The following is a 21,100-nucleotide window of genomic DNA, read 5'->3' on the forward strand; positions in this document are numbered from 1 at the left end:
TGGTCAGAGCGCGGCGGCGAGCGCCTTGAACCGCACTAGGCCCTCGCGGCTCACGCGGTAGCAGACACGGGGGCCGTCCACCTCGCCCTCAATCAACCCCGCGGCTTTCAGAATGCGCAGACGCTCGGAGACGGTCGACTGAACGAGTTCCAGGTCGGCCACGATGTCGCACCCAATGCATCCATCGTCCCGCGCGAGCAGACGCAGTACCCGGACCCGGGCAGGGTGTGCCAGTGCCTTGGCAAGGGCGGCCAACGCCTCATCCGTCGTGGTTGGACCAGGGGCAGTGCGACGGCTCATGCCGATATCTCTTCGTCAATCGTCGAGTGACGATACAAATGGGGCAGCGATGCAGGACAGGGCTGCGGCAAGCGCTCCGGAGTTGATCCGCCTCAAGGCGAGCAGGGACGGACAGCTGGTACGCTGCTGCTCGAGCGGGGAGCGTGGCCCATGCAGACTTACATGATGTCCACGACGCGGCTGGACGGCCACGGCACGCGCATGACCTGTAAGTCCGCGGAGCTCCTGACCAATACCGATCCGGCTGGTCGGATCGATGCGTTCAATCCCGCCGAGTTCCTGCTCGCTTCAGTTGCGGCCTGCATGATGAAGGGCATCGAGCGCGTCACGCCGATGCTCGGCTTCTCGCTGCGTAGCGTGACCATTCAGGTCACGGGCGAGCGCCAGGACAGCCCACCGCGCATGACGCGCATCGACTATAAGATCTTGGTGGACACCGATGAGACCGACCGGCGGCTCGAGCCGCTGCACCAGAACGTCCGCAAGGAAGGGACGATTTCCAAGACCACCGCCCGCGCCGTGCTGCTGAACGGTGCGCTGGGGCGTGCAACCACAGCGGCGAACTGACCTCCACCAAATCGTTCTCTGCACCCCGGTGCGCACCGCGCTGGGCACCTTCAACGGCACGCTGATGGACATGCTTGCCGTGGGCCTTGGCGCGGTCGTGATCCGCGCACCAGTGGAGCGCGTGGGGCGTGACCCCGCCCGGGTAGATGGCGTCGTAATGGGCAACGTCATCCAGACTGGCAACAAGATGAACCCGGCCCGCCAGGCCGCGATCGGTGGCGGTGTGCCGGTGTCCGGGCCCGCTTTGACGGTCAACCGCGTCTGCGGCTCCGGCGCCCACGCCATCGCCTCGGCCGCGCAGGAGATCCGCCTCGGCGAGGCCGATGTGATAATCGCCGGCGGCATGGAGAACATGGACCGTATGCCCTACCTGCTGCCGAACGGGCGTTGGGGCATGCGCATGGGTGACGAGCACGTGCTGGACAGCATGCTGCTGGACGGGCTCAACGATGCCTTTTCCGGTGAGCACTCCGGCTGGCACACCGAGGACTTGGTCGCCAGGCCGCAGATGTCCAGCGCCGATCAGAATGCCTGGGCGCTGCGATCGCAGACGCGGTTCTCCGCCGCCCAAGCGGCAGGACAGCCAGTCGATCCCGTTTTCCGAGTGGGCGGTGTCACTGCTGCCGGTCGATCCGGCGAGCCATCTCGGCCAGTCGATCACCTTCTTTCCGTATCACACGCCGAAGGTGCTGCTGCTGCTGACGCTCTTAATATTCGCCATAGACGTGGTTCGCTCCTCTTTCTCGCTCGAGCGCACGCGCGCCCTGCTGGCCGGGCGGCGTGAGGAGTTAGGCAATGCCATGGCGGCCTCGCTGGGCATCGTCGCGCCCTTCTGCTCCTGCTCCGCGGTGCCGCTGTTCATCAGCTTCATGTCCGCCGGTGTGCCGCTGGGTGTCGCCTTCTCCTTCCCGATCGCCGCGCCGATGGTGAATGAAGTGGCGCTTGGCCTGCTCTTCGTGCTGTTCGGTTGGAAGGTTGCGCTGACCTACCTCGTCTTCGGCCTCAGCATCGCCATCACCGCTAGCTGGGTCATTAGCAAGCTCAAGCTGGAAGGCTGGCTGGAGCCCTGGGTGTTAAAGATCCACGCGGGCGACGTGGATTTACCGGAGGCCACCGTCACCTGGCCCGACCGCATCTGCGCTGGCCTGGACTCGGTGAAGGAGATTGTAGGCCGCCTATTGTACTGAATCATCGCCGGCATTGCCGTGGGCGCGCTCATCCATGGCTATGCGCCGGAGGAAATGCTGGCCTCAATCATGGGCAAGGACGCCTGGTGGTCAGTGCCGGCCGCCGTGCTGGTCGGCGTGCCGATGTATTCAAATGCCGCGGGCATCATCCCCATGGTCGAGGGCCTGCTGGGCAGGGGTGCAGCCCTCGGTACCGTGCTGGCCTTCATGATGTCGGTGATCGCGCTGTCGCTGTCGGAAATGATCATCCTGCGCAAGGTATTTTCGGTAAAGCTGATCGCCGCTTTCGTCGGCGTGGTGGCGAGCGGCATCCTTGCCGTGGGCTTCCTGTTTAACCTGCTTTTCGCCTGAAGCAATACGACCATGAAAAACGTCAAGGTACTCGGCCCGGGCTGCAAGCGCTGCGATGCGTCGGTGCAGATGGTGAAGGATGCTGCCACGAAGGCTGGCGTCGAGGTCACCGTCGAGAAGGTAACCGACTACGTCCAGATCGCCTGCTACGGCATCGCCTCGACACTCGGGCTGGTGGTGGATGGCAAGGTGGCCACGCCGGCGGCCTGCCGAAGGCCGAGGATGTCGTGCGCTGGATCACAGCGTGGCAAGGGCGGCGGCGCGGCACTCGACGGCCGCTCGCCGATGACCATCAGCCAAGCGAAGCGTCTCAGGCTCGACCTCGGCATCCTCCTGCCTGACGCGCCCGGCGAAGCCGATGCCTGCGTCTGGCGCCTGATCAACGACCTGAACGACCGTGATGGGACTGGCGAGGCCCATGTCGTTTCCGCCTCAGCCGAGCATCCCGCCCAGCTGTACATCCACTACGATCCCGGCGTGGCGAGCCTGGCGCGCGCTCGGGAAATCCCCCAGAGCGCCGGCGCAGAGCTGACACACCGCTTCGGCCATGTCCTGTGGAAAATGGAAGGCCTGCAGGATGAACGTCGCGCCCGCACCGTCACCAACATGCTGTCGGCATTTCCCGCATGGTGATGATGTCGGACGACGACTGCCGCGTTGCCGAAGCGGTGGCGCAGCAGGTAGGGCTGGACGAGGCCTGAGGTGACCTGATGCCTGAGGACAAGGTCGCCGCCATCCAGCGCTTCCGAGTGGAACAGGAAGTGGCAATGGTAGGGGACGGCGTGAACGATGCGCCGGCCATTGCACATGCGACGGTGGGCATCGCCATGGGCGCCACAGGATCCGACGTGGCGCTGGAGACCGCAGACGTTGCCCTGATGGGCAATGACCTGACACGGCTGCCCTTCGTGATCGGGCTGAGCCGCAGCACGAACCGGATCATCTGGCAGAACCTGTGGATCAGCCTGGGCATGGTGGCGGTGCTGATGCCAGCGACGTTGTTCGGTCTGCAGCTTGGCGCGGTATTGCTGTTCCACGAAGGATCCACCCTATTGGTCGTGGCGAACGCACTGCGGCTCCTGACCTACCACGGCCCAACCGAGACTTGATGTCGTAGGATCGCCATGTGTGAGTTCTTTGCGCTATCGGGCAGTATCTCGACGACCACCCGTCTTGCGGTGGACCGCCTGGCTCGACGTGGCGGCCGTGCAGGGCGTCTCAACTATAGCTGGACCACTGGCTCCTATAGTGGATCGTATGCCCTTTCTCCTGCGGTGAGGTGCACCAATGTCGCGCGGAAACCCGGGCACTAGACGCAATCGGATTTCGATATCAGTATCCGATTCTGTTAAGGGAGTTCGCTCCTCCCAGGATCGGAAGCCCGCAGCCACGTGCTACGAATCGACCCTGGAACACAGGGACCTGCTGGCCGGCTTCGTACGCTTGCACGTGTTGCATCATGCCGCCGAGCACGAGGTCTATGGCCTCTGGATGATCGAAGAACTCGCACGGCACAGCTACCGCCTGAGCGCAGGCACTCTCTACCCCATGCTCGAGGCGATGCAGCAGCGTGGCTACCTGGTCTCGCGCCGGGAGCAACACGGCCGGACCATTCGCCGCCTCTACCGCATCACGGACCGTGGCCGGGAAGGCCTTGCCGTGGCCATGGAGCGCCTGCGCGAGCTGCGTGTCGAGGTCGCGCCGCAGCAGACAAGCACGGATTAGGCTCTGCCGACGGCGCCCTGCGTGGCGCCCGCAAGGCTCCGCACAACAGTATTCGAGATCAGGTCGCTTGGGCCGCCACTACGGGCCTGTGTGGCGCGACCATCGACCCATGCACCAAGCCGGAGACCCGCCAGTGACCGACATGCCTGTGCCGCACCCTGGCGCGCCGTCCGCTGACCTAGCGGCTCCGCCTCGCGATGGCCTTGTTTCGATCCTGCTGATCTTCCTGCGGCTCGGCCTGACCTCCTTCGGTGGGCCGATCGCGCATATCGGGTACCTGCGAGAGGAATTCGTCACCCGTCGCAAGTGGATGACGGAGCAATCCTATGCCGACCTGGTGGCGCTGGCGCAGTTTATGCCTGGCCCGGCCAGCAGCCAGACCGGCTTCGCCATCGGCGTGATGCGGGGTGGCCTGCCGGGCGGCCTCGCGGCATGGCTCGGCTTTACCATGCCGTCCGCGCTGGTAATGCTGCTCGCGGCCTATGGGGTGGACCTCGCGGCGGGTGGCACCGGCGCTGGCGTGGTGCACGGGCTGAAGCTGGTGGCCGTGGCGGTCGTCGCGCAGGCTGTCTGGGGGATGGCGGGCAGCCTCTGCCCGGATCGCACGCGCGCGACGCTCGCGGTGGCAGGTACGATCGCGCTGATGCTGCTGCCAAGCGCCTGGACCCAGATCGGCGTGATCCTGGTGGGTGCCGCGGTCGGTTTGGCGCTGCTACGCAACGGCGGCGCAGCCAATGACTCGACGCTCGGCTTCACGGTACCGGCCTGGGCCGGCGTGACCGCCCTGGTGGTCGCGGTGCTGCTGTTGATCGGCTTGCCGTTGGTCGCCGTCGGCGGGCCGCACGCGCTTGCCCTGTTCGAGGCCTCCTACCGCGCCGGCGCATTGGTGTTCGGCGGCGGCCACGTCGTGCTGCCGCTGCTGGAAGAGAGCTTTGTCCCGGCCTGGATGAGTGCCGATACCTTCCTCGCCGGTTACGGTGTGGCGCAGGCCGTGCCCGGGCCGCTCTTTACCTTCGCGGCCTTCCTCGGCGCCGCTGCCTTGCCGTTCCCAAATGGTGTGCTGGGCTCGATGATCGCGCTGGTCGCGATCTTCTTGCCCGGGCTGCTTCTGATGTACGGCATGCTGCCCTTCTGGGACGGCTTCCGGAAGCGGCCGCTGGCACAGGCGATGCTGCGCGGCGTGAATGCGGCAGTGGTCGGGATCCTGCTCGCGGCGCTTTTCGATCCCATCTTCACCTCCAGCGTGAAGGCACCGGTGGATTTTGCCATCGCGCTGGCTGCCTTTGCCGCGCTGGTCCTGTGGAAGGCGCCGGCTTGGGCAGTAGTTACCACCACTGCGTCGGCTGGCGTGCTGCCTCACACGCTTTGAGATGTGGTTTCCGATGCTGTCCGATCCTGGCGATCACGTCCTTTTCGTCGAGACCCTGCTCGCCAACCGTGCCGCGTTGATACTGTTCGACGCGCGTCCGCTTGACGCATTTGTCGAGTCGCACGCCACCGGCGCCCGCGTCTGCCGATCGAGGCTTGGGAACAGGCAGCGAAGACCGCGGAAGGGCATTTGACCAACCAGGCCCATTGGGCGGCGGCGATCGGTGCGATGGGCGTGGACGGGGCATCACCCGTGGTGGTGCTTGATGATGGCCGCATCACCGAGGCGGCGCGCGCCTGGTTCATCCTGCAGCATTTTAGTGTGCCCGCCGCGGTGCTCGACGGCGGCGGCCCGGCGTTGGAGCCGCTGCTGCGCGACGCGGGGTAAATTGAGAAGGGGCCAGCGGAACAGCCCACGCCGGTTGGTTTCACGCCTAAGAGTGTCCAACACAACCGTCTGATCTGCTTCAGGCAGATGATGCTGGCGGCGAGGGTGTTGAAGGCGAGGTGGATGTCCTCGCGTCGTTCGCAGCGGATGGTGAGGCGCCGGAAGCGGGCCAACCAGACGAGCGTCCGCTCGACCTTCCAGCGGTGCCGCCCAAGTCTGCTGCTGTCCTCGACGCCGCGGCGGGCGATGCGTGGGGCAATGCCGCGGCGCCGGCACTCGTCGCGGCAGAAGCGATGGTCGTAGCTCTTGTCGGCGTGCAGCTTGCTGGGGCGTCGACGCGGCCTGCCGCCCGGTTTGCGGTGACGCCGGACCGGTGGGATGGCGTCCAGGGTGGTGGCCAGCATCTTGCTGTCGTTGCGGTTGGCCGGGCTGAGCGGTGTGCCGTGGCCGTCGACCACAATATGCCGCTTTGTACCAGGCTTGCCGCGGTCCGTCGGGTTCGGGCCGGTCGCTGCGCCCCCCTTTTTGCCGGGACAGACGCGCTGTCCAGCGAGGCCCTCGTCCAGTCCAGCTTGTCGGCGCCGTGCAGGTGCTCGAGCAGTACAAGATGCAGGCGGGACCAGACGCCCGCCGCCTGCCAGTCCCGCAGCCGCCGCCAGCAGGTCATGCCAGACCCGCAGCCCATCTCCGCCGGCAGCATTTCCCAGGGGATCCCACTCATCAGCACGAACAGGATCCCGGTCAGCGCCAGTCGGTCCGGAACCGGCTTCCGCCCGCCTTTCGGCTGGGGCCGCTCCGACGGCAGCAACGGCGCGATCGCCGCCCAGAGATCATCAGAGACGAGGGGCTTCGCCATCCCGCAGCAACGCAGAAAGGCGCATTTTGTTATGTGTTCTAAGGGACGGTGGACCCCACTGAGGTGGCAGACGCGCTGGCCTATGCGATGCGCTTCGACGAGCGCGACAAGGCCCGGCGGACCGGTATCGAGTATGCTTCCCAATTGGCTGCCGACCAGTTCGTGCGGCAGCTGACGGCGAATGGGCTCGTCTTCATGCGTCGTCGCTCAGCCCCGGCAGGCCGTTAGCGGTGGTTTAGCGGCATGGCGGCCCTCATGGCGGGCATGGACCCGGCCTTTACCTTCACCGTCGATCACCTGGCCAGGGATCAGGCACTGCGGCTGCCCTGCACTGCAGGGTCCGGACCTTCCAACGCCGGACGCTGATTTCGCTGGTTGGGCGCGATGCCCGACTGCACCTGATCGGGGTGTGCCGCGAGCTGTGGTGCGCCGATTGCAGCGAGCCGCCCTTCGTTGGGTGGGTGGTGCTGGCGAAGACCGAATGAGCCTGAGGTCGACACCTGGCGGCGGCTCGGGATCGCAGGGGTGAGCCGAGTAACCTCTTCATGGTTGACCTTTGGAACATTCTGACGTGACCTGGAGCAGGGGTGGAACGATGATGTTCGAGCAATGCCGCTGGCTGAACGAGCCTGCCGAGTGGAGGATGGGGGCGGACCACGTTACCGTCGTGACGGACCGTGCGACGGATTTCTGGCGAGAGACGCATTACGGCTTCACTCGAGACACCGGACATTTCTTCGGCCACCAAGTGGAGGGCGGGTTCACCGCGACGCTTCGGGTTCGGGCGCGTTATGAAAGCCTCTACGACCAGGCCGGCCTCATGGTGCGGGTCGACGCCGAGACTTGGGTCAAGGCCGGGATCGAGTTGTCGGACGGCGAGGCGCTGCTGGGTAGCGTGCTGACCCTTGGGCGTTCCGACTGGGCCACGGGACCCTTCCGCGGTGATCCGTCAGATGTCTGGATCAGGGTCACCGTCGAGCGCGGTGTGCTACGCCTGCAGGCTTCCAGTGACGGCTTGCGCTGGCCGCTGGTGCGGCTCTGCCCCTTCCCAGCCGCTGAACGGTATATCGTGGGGCCGACGTGCTGCACGCCGGAGCGAGCGGGCCTGAAGGTCTTGTTCAGTGACTTTGCGCTAACCTCGCCGACAGGGAAGGCACTGCACGACCTGACCTGATCAGGTCTGTGGTCAAGGGGAGCTCTGGACAGCAAAGTTCGACCCATAGCGGAAGTTAAACATCAACCGCGAGCAACGCCCCTGCGTCTTTTCCAGCGAATGGCACAGGCTCGCCGCATGGGACTAATAACCTTCAGCATCAACGCCACCCTGGACGGCTGCGTCGACCACCGGGAAGGAATCGCCGATGACGAGACGCACGCGTTCTTCACTCGCTTCATGGACGAGGGCGGAGCGACGCTATTGGGGCCGCATCACCTACGAGATGATGGAGAGCTACTGGCCAGCGGTCGCTCGTGGCGACGTGGCGGCGCCGCCGGCGATACGCGAGTGGGCGGTCAAGCTGGACGCAAAGCCGAAATACGTGGTGTCGTCGACACGGACGGACTTCCCATGGACAAACAGCCATCACATCGCTGGCGGCCTGCGCATGGACGTGCAGAGGCTCAAGGAAACGACACCGGCGGGCGTGTTCCTTGGTAGCGGCAAACGCGCGGTCGAGCTGGACCGGCTGGATCTGATCGATGAGTGCAAGGTCCTGGTGCATCCAAGAATCGCTAGCCACGGCCCGACCCTGTACCAGGGCGGGCTGCCCGGTACGCGACGGCTCGAGCTGGTTTCGGTGAAGCCGCTACGCAATGGCGCGGTCGCCATGCACTACCGGCGCGAAGGCTGATCTCGCGCGAGGTCGCTCCCACGACCCCGGGCCTGCACATCGCGGAAGCGCCGATCATGACCAGTCGGCTCTGGGCGTCGGGTTTCATGGATGGGAACAGGCGCACCCAAGCGCCAGTCCTTTCGCACGATGGACCTCGGCCGGCTACCCGCACTGTGGGCGTGCGGAAAAGGGGTGGGATCGGGACCGTCCGCTTCCAGCCCCTCTCGGCGGCCCAACTCCAAGCCTTCAGACTGCGGCCCGTGCCAGCGCCCGGGCGACGGTTGTATGCGTCCAGGTACCCGAGTCTCTCGGCGTCGGCACCTCGCGCTCAGTCAACGCCCGGGCAATCGCCGCCTAGCCGGTGACACCCTCGGCCCGCAGCCGCTCCACTTCCAGGGCCAATCGATGGGCGGCCCGTTCCGCCGCCACACGCCGCGCCTGAGCCGCTGCCGCGGCGCTGGGACCCTCCGGTGGACCGTAGCCCCTGTCGCCGCCCTGTACCGCCCCACGGGCCCTGGCGGCCCGCAGCGCGGCCCTGGTCCGCTCGCTGATCAGCTCCCGCTCCTTCTGCGCTATCGTGGCATAGATGCGTATCATCAGATCGTCGGCGCCGAGCATGTCGACCGCCCGGATCGCATAGCCCTCCTACAGCACCACGAAGAGGGTGTGGGCACGACGGGTGATCTGGTCGAGCCGCGCCGCCGCCAGCACCGCCCCGAGCTGCAGGCAGCGGGCCAGCGCTGCCAGGAAGCCAGGCCGGCGGTCGTCTTTGCCGCTGGCGATATCCGAGTGCTCGGCCACCAGCGCCCAACCCTGCGCCGCGACGAAGGCCCGGACGCTGGCCTGCTGCGCCTCCAGCCCAAGGCCGCTATGCCCCTGCTCGGTAGTGGAGGCCCGGTAGAGCCCCACCGCCAGCTTAGCGGCGCTGTGGTGCAGCGCCGGCCGCACCATCCCGCCTCGGTCAGGCGGTAGATGGTGTAGCGGCCTTTCGCGCCCACCTTACCGGGGCCGACCTAGCGAACCCGCTCGGCGGCCTCGACGGCCGGTGGGTGTTACCGCGCGTCCGGGGGCGTAGGCGGCGCCAGCGACGCGCTACCGGGCTCCTGCGCTGCGTCGGCAGCGGCGGTCGGCAGTTTGTCGGGCGGCGCGGCCAACCGCAGTGAGTGCCGGGTGGCCTCGGCGAGGACGCGGCGAGCGGTGTCTGAGAGTGCTATGTCGGGGCTCCTGGTGCAGCACCCGAGAAGCCGGGTGCTACGAGCCCGAGTCCCGCCGTGGAACCCGTCAGGGCAACGCGCAGACGTCTACCACGCGGCGTTTGAGACTATTCGCTCTGTCACAGGCCAAAGTGAAGCGCGCAGAACAGCACTGCGTCGACTAAACACCTGCCGCTTCAGCAGGAATTTGGCGAGCGCGGTCGCCTCACGGCGCGTCCGACCAGCGATCCGCGTCTGCACAGGTAACTCCGCTGGTCCGCAAGGCCGCCGTCCACGCTGGGCGACTTGGCGCAGGCCCGCCCAATCGAAGGCCGGTCAAACAGACTACGAGAAACTCACGGGCTTACGGGTGACCCCGCGCGACCATGCAAAGCCGATCACGGTACCCTTGGCAAAGGGCAATAGTACAAGCGTTGCGATCGCAAAAATGGGAAGTGCAATCGCTGGTTCGAGCCCCAATGCCAGATCCCAGACTCGATCGGCAGCGAGCAAGATCGGCACCATCAGATGCAATACCAAGAACATGGTAACGTACGGTGCGAAATCGTCGGGGGATATTGCTTGTTATCGTTGGCACATACCGAGCAGGTCGGGATCATCGTCAGATAGCCGCAGAACAGCTTGCCTTCGCCGCAAGCCGGGCATGCCCGATAGGCGCCGCGACGCAGCCCGAGCCAAAGGTTCGGCGCCGACCGTTTGGCAATTTGTGCGTCGCTGGGTGTCGCGGTGCCCTCAAGCGTGGAAGCTGTCATCGTGGCAGCATCCCTATTAATGCCAGTCCATCCATGCCCGGTGGTCCTGTTGCTGCTGTAGCGCTACGGTGCCTTCGTCTATCCAGCAGGGACCTTTACCGTCCGTAGGTGGCAACGAGATAGGCGACGACCGCCTGCACGTCCTCCTCTTCCACAGGCGCGCCATAACTGTGGCGCATCTTGTTCACTTCGGTTGTCCAGAAGGCGCCGGGATCACAGAGATTGCGCGGCTGGGTCGAGATGTAGTCTGCCGAATGACAGGCCACGCAGTTGGCCCGAATGACATCGAGTCCCGGGCTTGGCGCGAATTCCGCCGTTTCCTCTGGCAGCTCATACTGAATTGGCTTCGCAGAGGCGGGCATGGCCAGTCCGGCGACCAGGATCGTGGCCATCATGAGAGCGCGCATGTCGATCGTCCTCACGCCGCTGTCACACGGCCTTCAAGGCAACGCCCTGCTAGCGGGCATTGCCCATCAACCCATGCGCCGCCTGGCCGCCGGCGACGCGCGGCTCGGAGAAGCCGCGGCTGTTGCCGGAACACTGATTCACCGCGACGATCTCGGTCGCCGGCATTGCCTTCAACTCCGCCAGCGACAGTGATAATGGCGTCCGAACCGCGCCCTTCACGGCCAGCCGATAAGTCTCGGGGTCGAGATCCTGCGGCGGGGTATTGCCCGAGAGATGGTAGCGCACGAAGAACGCCTCGTTCGGCGTGATCAGACCTTCGCCGAAGACCGCGAAGGGTGTTTCGAGTTGCGGCGGACGGGAGGTCAGGCGGATCAGCGGTCGCTTCTGCTGGTAGTCGACCAGCGGCCGTTTGCCGTTGCCGAAAGGCAGCGTCACCGATTGGGCACGGGCAATGCCGGTGCGGCAAAGCCGGAGGCCATCGCTCCCTGTACGACGGCGCGCCTGCTGATGCTGACCATGTGCATTCCTAATCTCACCTGTGGATGCTGCATTGTCTGAAAATCAATGGTCGTGCTGCGGTTTCGGCAGGTTCCGGCGTGAGCAGATCGGGACGAGATATGGCCCTGCGGTACGGCATCGGGTAGGAAGACCATTCGTCACGGCTTGCTTGCGGACGACTGCCGAGAGTTGTGGATGGTGATGAACTCCCGGTCCGGGACGAAGCCGTCGCGGTTTGGCATGCGGATCGCGGGCAGGCTGGCGCGGTCAAGGGTTGCGTCGGCCGGCACGATGCCGTTGAGGTTCAGGAGATAGGCGACCACGGCATAGGTGTCGTCGTCGCTGAGCGTTTGCGGCGCCGGATAGGGCATGGCGCGGCGCACGTAATCGAACAGCGTCGTGGCATAGGGCCAGAAGCTTCCGACCGTCTTGACAGGATGGTCCGAGGCCAGGCTGCCATTGCCGCCGGCAAGACGATCGGCGATGCCGCCCTGGCCGCTCTCGCCATGGCAGGCGGCGCAGTTCTCCTCGAAGACCTGACTGCCACGCGCCACGCTGCCGCGGCCCTCCGGCAAGCCCCTGCCGTCCGGCCGGACATCGATGTCCCAGAGCCTGATCTCCTCGGGGCTGGCAGGGCGGCCGAACTCCGCCGCGGTGGCGGCGAGCGTGCAGGCAAGCGCGGCGGCGAGGCCGAGCGCGGCGGAGCTAGGCCAGGACATTGCGCAGCTTTCCCTCGGCATCGATCGCCCAGGTCTGCTGGGCATTGTAGTGGAACAGGGCATTCGTTCCGGTCCTGGCGATGAAGCTCGCCCGGTCGGGCTGCAGGTTGCCACGCTCGTCGGTGGCGCGACTGACGATCTTCGTCGGGCGGCCATCCCAAACCCAGTCCGCCTGGAAGCGGGTCTGCGCCTTGGGCAAGGCCGGCCCAGCGATCGCGGCATCGCGCCAGCTCCGGGCGCCATCGGTGCTGATCTCGATCCGGGTGATGCGGCCGTAACCGCTCCAGGCGAGGCCGGTGATGCGGGTATGGCCGGGACGGATCTGCATCATGCCGGAGGGGGAGGTGATCACCGAGTTCACCTCCTGCCGCAGCTGGAATTGCCGCGCCGAGCCATCGGCCTGGAGCTGGGTGTAGCGGGCGGTCTCCCATCGCGTCATGAAGGGCCGGTCGCCGAACTTCAGCCGCCGCAGCCATTTGATGTTCAGGTTGCCCTCGAAGCCCGGCAGCAAGAGCCGCAGCGGAAAGCCATGCGCGGGCCGCAGCGGCTCGCCGTTCTGGCCGTGGGCCAGCATGCCCTCGGCGATGATCTCGTCGGTCAGCGGGATGCTGCGGGCGACCGCCGAGCCGTCGCCACCTTCCGCAAGCATCCAGGTCGAGGCCGGATCGACGCCGACAAGGTCGATGAGGAAGGCGAGCGGCACGCCGGTCCACTCGCTGGTGCTGACCAGCCCATGGGTGTTCTGCACCGTCACGTCCGGGGGCGCAGTCTTCCAGTTCTCCCAGCCATTGCCGGTGCATTCCAGGAAGGCAACGCGCGAGGTCGAGGGCATGGCGAGGATGTCGTCCATGGTGAGGACAAGGCCGCGCTTCACCATGCCATGGACCAGCAGCCGATGCCGGGCGGGATCGATGTCGGGCACGCCGGCATGGCTGCGTTCGTAATGCAGGTCGGCCGGGGTGATGGTGCCGACGAGCTTGTCGAGCGGCGTCTTCGCGTTGATCGCCTCGCTCGGGTCGACCGACCGGCGGCCGGGCGTGGATTCCGGGATCCGCGCGAGGTGCACGTATGCGGAACGCTCGCTGGTCGCCGAAAGCGGCGCGCCGGGCCCGCGCGGCGGCACGTCGGCCAGGGTATCCGCGGCCGCCGGCGCAGCGACCGCGGCGCCCGCCACCCCCCCCAGGATGCGGCGGCGCGGCAGACCGTGGCGGTCCTGCGCGTGCCCTAAATCCATCGAGCTTGCTGTCATGAGGCTGGTTCCTCGATTCAACGCCGAAGGGACCGGGCGCGCCGTTCAGTTCGAGGCCGCGCCGACCGCAGCGGCGATGAGCGGCTCGGCAGCCCCGAGCCTCGCAGCAAGGCCGACCGGCAGACCGTGCCGACCCTCAAGCGCCGCCGCGGGCATATAGACAACGAAGACCTTGCCGCCCGCCTCCTCCCGCACCAGCAGCTTCAGCGGCAACTCAATGCTGAAATCCGGCGCGGCGAGCATCAGCGGCGTGCCTCCCTTCGGATTGCCGTAGACGAGGAGCGTGGTCGGCGGCATGTCGAGGCCAACCGACCTGGCGGCCTCGCGCTGGTCGATCGCCGCGAAGATGGAGAAACCCTTGCCCTCCAGGGCCGCACGCAGCGTCTGGACGGTTTCCGCAAAGGGGTAGGCGCTCTCCAGCCGCTTGATGTCCGTCATCCCAGCCTCCTTCGCCAGCGCTGTCATCGTCGATGCCGCGGCGAGCACGGCGCCGCAGACCGCTGCGAGCAACGCCCCGCCTCGTATGGATGGTGATCGAGGCATGTCAGACGCCCTGCGCCACCAGTCGGGTGAAGAAGGCAGGGTCGATGACGAAGCCGCCCCACTTGGCGTCCCAGTCCGCGGTCGGCCTGGCCGCGACGATCTCCGCGACCGACAGGCCTTGCCGCTTCAGCGCGGCGACATTGCCACGGATGCCGACCAGCATGTCGCGGAAGGCCTGCAGCTCGGCGCGATTGCTGACGGGCTGGCCGTGTCCCGGAACGATAATCGTCCTGTCAGTCGTCACCGCCAGGTTCGCCTCGGCCGCGCGGATCGATCCGTCAATACTGCCACCGGTCGAATAGTCGATGAAGGGATAGACGCCGTTCCAATAGGTGTCCCCGGTGTGCAGGATGTCGGCCTCGACGAAACGTGCCGCAATGTCGCTATCGGTGTGGGCAGCGCCATAATAGCTCAGCGCGATCGTGCTGCCCCTCATCGCCACGGTGCGTTCCTTCGAAAACAACTCGGTCGGCAGGGCTGCGGCAGATAGCGGCGAAAAGTCGTAGTTCCAGTCCTCCACACGCTGCATCGTCGACAGGTGCTTGCGCGTGTTTTCATGCGCGATGATCTGAGGTGACAAAGAGCTCAGCCATTCGTTGCCATTGGCGTGGTCGAAATGCCAATGGGTATTGATGACATGCGTCACGGGTTGTGGGCCAAGCTCGGCCAGCGCGGCACTGACCTGCCGCTGCGAGACGCTGATCCCGGCATCCACCAACAGCTTCCCATCCGCGCTGGTGAGGACCGCGATGTTGCCGCCCGACCCTTCTAGCACTGTGACGCCGCCGCGCAGCCGATGGGTGGCGATCGGCGCCTTCGCCGCTTCCGACCTGATCAGCTCGACGATGCCCAGCGCTTCGGCATAGGCCTGTCGGGGTGTAAGCCAGACACCGGTCGCCGCCAAGGCAGGTGCCGCAAGACAGCAGAGGCAGAAGCCGCGGCGCGAGGGGTGGTGACGAGGCTTGGTGCTCATTGACATCTCCTGCCGGTGGATCGGGATCTGTCGTCTCGGTCTGTCGGACCAACTTAGGCAGGCACGGAATGATCAGAACGGCGGGCGTGGTTGCGACCGCAATCGGATTCGCGCTCCGCCTCGGTGGGTTTCAGGGCGCGAATCGGGTGAAGACGTAGTCATGCGCGCGGGCATTGGCTTCATGGCAGGCGAAGCATGTCTGATGCTGCGCCTCGTCCGCCGGCTCGCCATTGATGAACCGGCCGAAGCCCCAGCCACCTGTCGCGACGTACCGCCTCGAGTCCTTGACCATGATCTGAACCGTGGTGGCGCGCCCGGGAACGAAGGCGCCGGCAATTTCGGCTAACGGCACGTGCTTCCACGCCAACTTCACCAGGATGGTGCCATCCGGGAAGGGCAGGGTCGCGTCGCGATAGGCCCTCATCGCTACGTCGTTTCCAAGGATGACCCGCAGCTCGTCGAATCCGGCTTCATGGGACGGGGCGATCAGCTCCCATTGGCGGTAGCCGGTGGGAATGGTGACGCCGAATAGCGGCGAACCCTGTCCTTCCGTGCGCCCCAACCTGGATGGCGCGACGGTGAGGATAAAGGCGAGCGCCGCTGCCGCGACGCATCTCTTGGGTCTTCGCGTCATGCGTCGCTATCCGACCCATGCTGCAACTTCGCACTCATACCTGGGCCGCGCCGCCGTCGACGAAGAGCTCTGAGCCGGTGACGAAGCTGGCCTGGTCGGAAGCAAGAAACAGCGCGGCCTTGGCGACTTCGTCAGGCTCTCCGACCCGGCCCAGCGGCACCTGTGTGGCCATGTGGTCCAGCAGGCCCTGCTGCCGCGCGGCCTCGGGTCCCGCCAGGCCGACCAAGCCAGGTGTTCGCGTGGGGCCGGGGCTGAGCACGTTGATGCGGATGCCGCGGCCTTGCAGGTCGAGGATCCAGTTGCGGGCGAAGGCGCGTATCGCGGCCTTCGATGCGGCGTAGACGCTGAAGGCGGGCGTGCCACTAGATGCGGCGGTCGAGCCGGTGAGGATGACCGACGCGCCATCGGCGAGCAGCGGCAGCGCCTTCTGCACCGTGAAGAGCGTGCCCTTCACGTTGCGATTGAAGGTGTCCTCGTACTGTTCCTCGGTGATCGCGCCGAGGGGAAGCATCGAACCGCCACCGGCATTGGCGAACAGCACGTCGATGTGTCCGGCTTCAGTCCTGACCCGATCGTAGAAGTGATCGAGATCGGTCAGGTTGGATGAGTTGGCCTGGATCCCGGTGGCCTTCGGCCCGATCTCGGCAGCGGCTTTGGCGAGTTCGGCCGCGCGGCGCCCGGTGACGAAGACCCTGGCGCCTTCGGCGGCGAAGCACCGTACGGTGGCCAGACCGATGCCGGTCGACCCGCCCGTGACGACAGCGATCTTCCCTTCAAGCATGCCAGGCATCGCTTCTGCTCCCGAACAAGTACGTCTTGAGGCGGCCCCGCGTGGCGGCGAATGGCAGCGGATAGCTAGGCCAGGAAGGCGAGCAGCTCGGCGTTGACGCGGTCCTTCAATGTCGTGCACATGCCGTGCGGCGCGCCGTCATACACCTTGAGCGTGGCACTCCTGATGAGCTTCGACGACAGCATCGCCGATGGACCGATCGGGACGATCTGATCGTCACTGCCATGCAGGACAAGGGTCGGAACATCGAACCGGCCGAGATCATCGGTGAGGTCGGTCTCGGAGAATGCCTTGATGCAGAAGTAGGAGGCCGGAAAGCCGGCCATCATGCTCTGGCGCCAGAAATCCTCCCGCACGCCTTCCGAGATCTGAGCATCCGGGCGGTTGTAGCCATAGAAGGGAAGGCTGAGCTCCTTCCAGAACTTCGAACGATCCGCTTGAACGGCGGCACGCAGCTGGTCGAAGACCTCAATCGGCGTGCCGATGGGGTTTGCTGCGGTCTTCAGCATCAGCGGCGGGATGGCGCCGATCAGTACGGCCTTGGCGACGCGGCCCGTGCCGTGGCGACCGATGTAGCGGGCCACCTCGCCGCCGCCGGTCGAATGGCCGACGTGCACCGCGTCACGTAGGTCGAGCGCCTGCACCAGGGCGGCGAGGTCATCGGCATAGGTATCGAGATCGTTGCCCTGCCACGGCTGGCTCGACCGGCCATGTCCGCGTCGGTCATGGGCGATGCAACGGTAGCCCCTGGACGCGAGGAAGAACATCTGGTCCTCGAAGGCGTCGGCGCTGAGCGGCCAGCCGTGACTGAAGACAATGGGCTGGCCGGACCCCCAATCCTTGAAGTAGATCGATGTGCCGTCGGCAGTGGTGATGGTGTTCATGCCTGCGCCGTCCTTCGTGCAGAGAGAAATCCTTGGTGCGTCCAATGGCGCGCTCACCCCGAGCGATGCGGTGTCCGTGGCCGCGAGCGACGCGCCCTTGTGGTGGCGCCCGAACTCGCGTTGCGGTCGGCACCGAGGGCAGGTTTCCAGATCACCGGCGAACGCCTCAACGCGGCGCGATCGAGCGGTCTAGGAACTGGCGGATCATCGGCGCCATGACGTCGAGCTTGTCCTCAAGCGCAAAATGCCCAGTATCGAGCAGATGCAGCTCTGCCTTGGGCAGGTCGCGCAAGTAGGGGCTGGCACCGGTCGCCGGGAAGATCTTGTCGTTCTTGCCCCAGACGATCAACGTGGGCGGCTGATATTGACGGAAGAACGCCTGGAATTGCGGATAGAGCGGCAGGTTGCTGCCGTAATCGCGGAACAGGTCGAGCTGAATGTCGCGGTTGCCGGCGCGGTCGAGCAGCGCCTGATCGTGCACCCAATTGTCGGGGCTGATACGCGCGACATCCGCGACGCCGTCGGTGTACTGAAACTTCGTGGTCTCCGGCGCCACGAGAAATTCGAGCGCGCGCCGGTGCGCATGCGAACCGTCGGCCCAATACGCCTTGATCGGATCCCAGAAAGCCCCAAGCCCCTCCGTATAGGCATTGCCGTTCTGGATGATCAGGGCTGTGACCCGGTCGGGGTGCAGCAGCGCCAACCGATAGCCAACCGGCGCCCCGTAATCCATGACGTACATGGCGTAGCGCGAGGCCCCGAGATGCCGGAGCAGGCCGTCCATCAAGGACGCATAGCGCGCAAAGGTATAGGTGAATTGCTTGTGGTCCGGCGCCGCGCTCTGACCGAAGCCCGGATAGTCCGGCGCGATGACGCGGTAGCGGCCCGACAGGACGGGTATCAGGTTGCGGAACATGTGCGACGAGGTCGGGAAGCCGTGCAGCAGAAGCACGACCGGACCTTCGGATGGGCCAGCTTCGCGGTAGAACAGTTGCACGCCGTCGATGGTCGCCGTCCTGTAATAGGTCACCTGCGCGGTCGCCTGCGGCGCCGTCTCGGCGCGCGCCGGCGCGCTGCCGAGCCCGGCGACACAGGTCAGTAGCGTGACGGCGGCAGCGATCGCGAGCTTCCTGCGAACCAATTGCGGATCCTCCGCCTGTGTCGTGCCGCGCGCGTCAAAAGGGAAAGGCGACCCGTTGATGGTGGCTGTCCCGTTGACGCGCTTCTCACCGGGCTCGTCCTCGAGGTCCCGACGCGTCGCAACTGTGCCGTAGACCGGAGGGGCGAGGGTGTTGAGAGTTGCTAAGAGATGCTCAGCGATGTCCGGGCCCATTGGGTCGAGACCGGCGGGATGGTGACGGAGCCATTCAATGGCCGGCCCCGCGGATGGCTTGAGGAGGGCGCCCATGGCAGCCCGCGGGGTGGGATGACCCTGCGCGTCGTCCGACCAGCGGGTCGTGCCGAAGGCGGGCAGGACGGGGGCTACGAAACTATAGCCTCGGCCCGGGATGTTGACAATGTATCGGGAGCGTTTCGGCCTGCAGCCCAGTGCCTTGCGGACCGCCGCCAGATGCACGCGGAGCGTGCCCGGGCTGACCCTTATGCCCGGCCAGACATTGGCGACCAGCTCGTCGTGGCGGACGACCTGGCCGGCCCTCTGCACGAGGAAGGCCAGGATGTCGAAGGCCCGACCCCCGAGAGGCACTGGGTCTCCGTCACGGAACAGCCATCGCTCGGACAGGTGGATATGGAAGGCGCCGAAGCGGAACGAAGTAACATCCTGTACTTGGTGCTGAGCGACCGTATCCGGCCATTTCGCCTGCCCCATGACACCTCTCCGAGTCGGCGGCATCCCGAGAACCAGCAGGATGGCACCACGCAGTGAATGCAGTCATCGTGGGCCCGCCAATCCAGTCGGTCAAGTTATGGATGTAAGGCGGGCATGCTCCAACTGTTTCGTGAAGTGTCACCGCCCGACAGGGAGACATGGCCCGATTCAGCCAGTCGATGACGACTTTCCCACTCCGACGATGGGCTTCTCCCTGCATGCCGGCTGTGCTAAATGCCTCATGTGAATGCAGTCAATGCAAGCGTAATCGGCTGGCGGTGATTGGAAGCAAGTTATGAGCGACTGGGTGCCAAGCCTGACCAGCGGCGCGAAGCCTCGATACATCGCCATTGCGGAGGCGATTCAAGGTGATCTAGCGGAAGGGCGGCTTCTGCCGGCCCAGCGTCTGCCGGCGCAGCGGCAGTTGGCCCGGCTGCTCGGCCTCGATTTCACGACAGTGGCGCGCGGGTATGCGGAAGCGCAGCGGCGGGGCCTGATCGAGTCGCGCGTCGGCGAGGGCACCTTCGTGATCGGGACGCCGGTATCCGCGAGAGGCCCCAGCACACGTGGCGAGATCGTCGATTTCTCCATGAATATGCCGCCGGAGCCGGCCGACATGGCACTCTGGACCAGGCTTGGCGCCGACATGGAACTGCCGCCTGCCGAGCTGGTTCGCGTGCTGCGTTACCAGCGGTTCGGTGGGACGGAAGCGGACAAGCAGGCGGCCATCGAGTGGCTGGGGCGGCGCGGCGTCGCGGCGGGGCTGGACCGCGTCGCGGTCGTCCCCGGCGCCCATGCGGCCTTGCTGGCTGCCACCACGGTCCTGGTGGAAAGGGAGCGCGGCGTGATTCTGGCCGAGCCACTGACCTATCCCGGCATGAAGGCGATCGCCGAGCAGCTTGGGCTGGATCTGGTCGGGATCGCGACCGACGAGCACGGGATACTGCCAGCGGCTTTCGACGAGGCCTGCCGGCTTCATCGGCCGAAGGCGCTCTACCTCAATCCCACCCTATGCAATCCGACGACCCGGACGATGCCGATCGGGCGCCGCCAGGAGATCGCAGGCATCGCGCGAAGGAACCGCGTCCCAGTCATCGAGGACGACCCCTACAGCCTGCTCTCCGACACGCCGCCGCTGGCCTTTGCATCGATCGCACCTGACATCACCTGGCATGTCGCCACATTGTCCAAATGCCTCGGGGCCGGATTGCGCGTTGCCTATGTCCTGGTGCCCGATGCGCGTTCGGGCTGGAACTTCGCATCCGCCGTGCGAGCCGCGAATGTCATGGTCTCGCCGATCACGGCGACGCTCGCAACGCGATGGATCAAGGACGGGACCGCGGACGCGCTCCTTGCAGCGATCCGCGCAGAGGCGCGCGAACGTCAGGCTCTCGTCGCGGCAATCTTGCCGCCCGATCTGGTCACGACCGACCCGGCGGCCTTCCATGCCTGGCTGGCATTGCCGCCTCTCTGGAGCCGGTCCGCCTTTGTGGGTCACATGGCCTCCTGCGGCCTTGGCGTCGTTGCGAGCGACGTGTTCGGGACCCAGGGCACGGCTCCGGAGGCGGTCCGTATCTGCCTTGGTGGACCGGCTCAACGCTCCGTGGTCCGGACAGCCCTGGAATTCGCTGCGCACGCCCTGTCCGAGTCCCCTGCCCGCTCCTCGAGTTTTCTTTAGCGCTTCGAGCAAAGGGGGGAAGGTACTTACCCCCGGAGGGCCGAAGCCTAGGAATTTTGTATTCCAGTTCCCACCGCCGCTCCAGTCGGTTTCCTCACAACTTGTTTCTCCCGAGCAGGCTACCGCGCTGAGGCTTAGGTTTCCTGCGTTTTTCGGCCGCGGCCTTGATAGTGCAAGTTCGGAACGAGGGCGGGTTTTCTCTCCAAAATGCCGGAGAGTCTCCAAACCTTGACGGTGGCCCGATTTGACCCTCAAGCCTTATAACATTGAAACAGCGCGATCTTCGGGCTGAGCGCCGGCGTCTTACTCAGCGCTTCGACCGCCTACCGGTCGACGCGCCGGACAGGACTGTAACG

General features: G+C 65.9%; 24 protein-coding genes and 3 pseudogenes. 12 read left to right on the forward strand and 15 right to left on the reverse strand.

The annotated features are described in order from the left end of the window. Positions 1 to 3: 3 nt before the first annotated feature. Complete coding sequence (locus ACFQS7_RS25595) at positions 4 to 300, reverse strand: ArsR/SmtB family transcription factor (protein ID WP_380069982.1); 297 nt, start codon at positions 298 to 300, stop codon at positions 4 to 6. Positions 301 to 450: 150 nt separating this feature from the next. On the opposite strand from ACFQS7_RS25595, the gene ACFQS7_RS25600 reads away from it, so the two are divergent. The 8 genes and pseudogenes from ACFQS7_RS25600 to ACFQS7_RS25635 all read left to right on the forward strand — a co-directional run bounded on the left by ACFQS7_RS25600 (position 451) and on the right by ACFQS7_RS25635 (position 5,886). Then, entirely contained in the window at positions 451 to 867 is a 417-nt protein-coding gene (locus ACFQS7_RS25600) for an OsmC family protein (RefSeq protein WP_380069983.1), read from the forward strand. After that, on the forward strand, positions 845 to 1,651 hold the full coding sequence (locus tag ACFQS7_RS25605; protein ID WP_380070041.1) for a beta-ketoacyl synthase N-terminal-like domain-containing protein: 807 nt from the start codon (positions 845 to 847) through the stop codon (positions 1,649 to 1,651). The genes ACFQS7_RS25600 and ACFQS7_RS25605 overlap by 23 nt, the downstream gene beginning before the upstream one ends. Then, positions 1,554 to 2,405, forward strand: a pseudogene (locus ACFQS7_RS25610) (permease). Before ACFQS7_RS25605 ends, ACFQS7_RS25610 begins: the two are co-directional and overlap by 98 nt. Before the next feature lie 12 nt (positions 2,406 to 2,417). After that, positions 2,418 to 3,038 carry a thioredoxin family protein gene (locus ACFQS7_RS25615; protein ID WP_380069984.1) on the forward strand — a complete coding sequence of 207 codons (621 nt, stop codon included), beginning with the start codon at positions 2,418 to 2,420 and terminating at the stop codon, positions 3,036 to 3,038. Between the two features lie 77 nt (positions 3,039 to 3,115). Further along, positions 3,116 to 3,514, forward strand: a complete 399-nt coding sequence (locus ACFQS7_RS25620) for an HAD-IC family P-type ATPase (protein ID WP_380069985.1) — start codon at positions 3,116 to 3,118, stop codon at positions 3,512 to 3,514. Positions 3,515 to 3,854: 340 nt separating this feature from the next. Beyond that, positions 3,855 to 4,130, forward strand: a complete 276-nt coding sequence (locus ACFQS7_RS25625; protein ID WP_380070042.1) for a PadR family transcriptional regulator — start codon at positions 3,855 to 3,857, stop codon at positions 4,128 to 4,130. Between the two features lie 142 nt (positions 4,131 to 4,272). Continuing rightward, positions 4,273 to 5,499: a chromate efflux transporter gene (gene chrA / locus ACFQS7_RS25630; RefSeq protein WP_380070043.1), complete on the forward strand. Its 1,227-nt coding sequence runs from the start codon at positions 4,273 to 4,275 to the stop codon at positions 5,497 to 5,499. A 189-nt stretch (positions 5,500 to 5,688) separates the two neighbouring features. Beyond that, positions 5,689 to 5,886: a hypothetical protein gene (locus ACFQS7_RS25635; RefSeq protein ID WP_380070045.1), complete on the forward strand. Its 198-nt coding sequence runs from the start codon at positions 5,689 to 5,691 to the stop codon at positions 5,884 to 5,886. Positions 5,887 to 5,945: 59 nt separating this feature from the next. Here ACFQS7_RS25635 and ACFQS7_RS25640 read toward each other — a convergent pair. Next, positions 5,946 to 6,742, reverse strand: a pseudogene (locus tag ACFQS7_RS25640) (IS5 family transposase); the annotation flags it as partial. Positions 6,743 to 6,805: 63 nt separating this feature from the next. Here ACFQS7_RS25640 and ACFQS7_RS25645 point away from each other — a divergent pair. The 3 genes from ACFQS7_RS25645 to ACFQS7_RS25655 all read left to right on the forward strand — a co-directional run bounded on the left by ACFQS7_RS25645 (position 6,806) and on the right by ACFQS7_RS25655 (position 8,592). After that, positions 6,806 to 6,970 (forward strand): hypothetical protein, encoded by a 165-nt coding sequence (locus ACFQS7_RS25645; RefSeq protein ID WP_380069986.1) that lies wholly within the window; start codon positions 6,806 to 6,808, stop codon positions 6,968 to 6,970. A 367-nt stretch (positions 6,971 to 7,337) separates the two neighbouring features. Next, complete coding sequence (locus ACFQS7_RS25650; RefSeq protein ID WP_380069987.1) at positions 7,338 to 7,916, forward strand: DUF1349 domain-containing protein; 579 nt, start codon at positions 7,338 to 7,340, stop codon at positions 7,914 to 7,916. A gap of 265 nt (positions 7,917 to 8,181) precedes the next feature. Continuing rightward, complete coding sequence (locus ACFQS7_RS25655) at positions 8,182 to 8,592, forward strand: dihydrofolate reductase family protein (RefSeq protein WP_380069988.1); 411 nt, start codon at positions 8,182 to 8,184, stop codon at positions 8,590 to 8,592. Between the two features lie 336 nt (positions 8,593 to 8,928). Here the strand turns inward: ACFQS7_RS25655 and ACFQS7_RS25660 are convergent. From ACFQS7_RS25660 to ACFQS7_RS25720, 13 genes and pseudogenes are all read right to left on the reverse strand, one after another. Further along, positions 8,929 to 9,525 (reverse strand): annotated as a pseudogene (locus tag ACFQS7_RS25660) (recombinase family protein). 587 nt (positions 9,526 to 10,112) lie between these two features. Next, positions 10,113 to 10,313 (reverse strand): DUF983 domain-containing protein, encoded by a 201-nt coding sequence (locus tag ACFQS7_RS25665; protein ID WP_380069989.1) that lies wholly within the window; start codon positions 10,311 to 10,313, stop codon positions 10,113 to 10,115. Next, the gene (locus tag ACFQS7_RS25670) at positions 10,292 to 10,540 is read right to left on the reverse strand and encodes a hypothetical protein (RefSeq protein WP_380070046.1); all 249 of its coding nucleotides are present in this window, start codon (positions 10,538 to 10,540) and stop codon (positions 10,292 to 10,294) included. Before ACFQS7_RS25670 ends, ACFQS7_RS25665 begins: the two co-directional genes overlap by 22 nt. A 95-nt stretch (positions 10,541 to 10,635) precedes the next feature. Next, on the reverse strand, positions 10,636 to 10,962 hold the full coding sequence (locus tag ACFQS7_RS25675; RefSeq protein ID WP_380069990.1) for a hypothetical protein: 327 nt from the start codon (positions 10,960 to 10,962) through the stop codon (positions 10,636 to 10,638). 34 nt (positions 10,963 to 10,996) lie between these two features. Next, the gene (locus ACFQS7_RS25680) at positions 10,997 to 11,383 is read right to left on the reverse strand and encodes a molybdopterin-dependent oxidoreductase (RefSeq protein ID WP_380069991.1); all 387 of its coding nucleotides are present in this window, start codon (positions 11,381 to 11,383) and stop codon (positions 10,997 to 10,999) included. Positions 11,384 to 11,604: 221 nt separating this feature from the next. Further along, positions 11,605 to 12,165, reverse strand: coding sequence for a c-type cytochrome (locus ACFQS7_RS25685; RefSeq protein WP_380069992.1), 561 nt, complete (start codon positions 12,163 to 12,165; stop codon positions 11,605 to 11,607). Next, positions 12,152 to 13,414: a sulfite dehydrogenase gene (gene soxC / locus ACFQS7_RS25690; protein WP_380069993.1), complete on the reverse strand. Its 1,263-nt coding sequence runs from the start codon at positions 13,412 to 13,414 to the stop codon at positions 12,152 to 12,154. The genes ACFQS7_RS25685 and soxC overlap by 14 nt, the downstream gene beginning before the upstream one ends. Positions 13,415 to 13,459: 45 nt before the next feature. Next, positions 13,460 to 13,852, reverse strand: coding sequence for a DUF302 domain-containing protein (locus tag ACFQS7_RS25695; protein WP_380069994.1), 393 nt, complete (start codon positions 13,850 to 13,852; stop codon positions 13,460 to 13,462). Positions 13,853 to 13,958: 106 nt separating this feature from the next. Further along, the gene (locus ACFQS7_RS25700; protein WP_380069995.1) at positions 13,959 to 14,930 is read right to left on the reverse strand and encodes an MBL fold metallo-hydrolase; all 972 of its coding nucleotides are present in this window, start codon (positions 14,928 to 14,930) and stop codon (positions 13,959 to 13,961) included. A 130-nt stretch (positions 14,931 to 15,060) separates the two neighbouring features. Further along, complete coding sequence (locus tag ACFQS7_RS25705) at positions 15,061 to 15,564, reverse strand: cytochrome P460 family protein (RefSeq protein WP_380069996.1); 504 nt, start codon at positions 15,562 to 15,564, stop codon at positions 15,061 to 15,063. Positions 15,565 to 15,598: 34 nt separating this feature from the next. Beyond that, positions 15,599 to 16,354 (reverse strand): SDR family oxidoreductase, encoded by a 756-nt coding sequence (locus tag ACFQS7_RS25710; protein WP_380069997.1) that lies wholly within the window; start codon positions 16,352 to 16,354, stop codon positions 15,599 to 15,601. 65 nt (positions 16,355 to 16,419) lie between these two features. Beyond that, positions 16,420 to 17,238, reverse strand: coding sequence for an alpha/beta fold hydrolase (locus tag ACFQS7_RS25715; protein WP_380069998.1), 819 nt, complete (start codon positions 17,236 to 17,238; stop codon positions 16,420 to 16,422). Positions 17,239 to 17,404: 166 nt separating this feature from the next. Further along, the gene (locus tag ACFQS7_RS25720; RefSeq protein WP_380069999.1) at positions 17,405 to 19,066 is read right to left on the reverse strand and encodes an alpha/beta fold hydrolase; all 1,662 of its coding nucleotides are present in this window, start codon (positions 19,064 to 19,066) and stop codon (positions 17,405 to 17,407) included. A gap of 295 nt (positions 19,067 to 19,361) precedes the next feature. Between ACFQS7_RS25720 and ACFQS7_RS25725 the strand changes: the two genes are divergently transcribed. Further along, the gene (locus tag ACFQS7_RS25725; protein WP_380070000.1) at positions 19,362 to 20,744 is read left to right on the forward strand and encodes a PLP-dependent aminotransferase family protein; all 1,383 of its coding nucleotides are present in this window, start codon (positions 19,362 to 19,364) and stop codon (positions 20,742 to 20,744) included. Positions 20,745 to 21,100: the final 356 nt, after the last annotated feature.

The sequence above is a fragment of the Dankookia sp. GCM10030260 genome (genome assembly GCF_042666655.1).
Classification (GTDB): Bacteria; Pseudomonadota; Alphaproteobacteria; order Acetobacterales; family Acetobacteraceae; genus Paracraurococcus.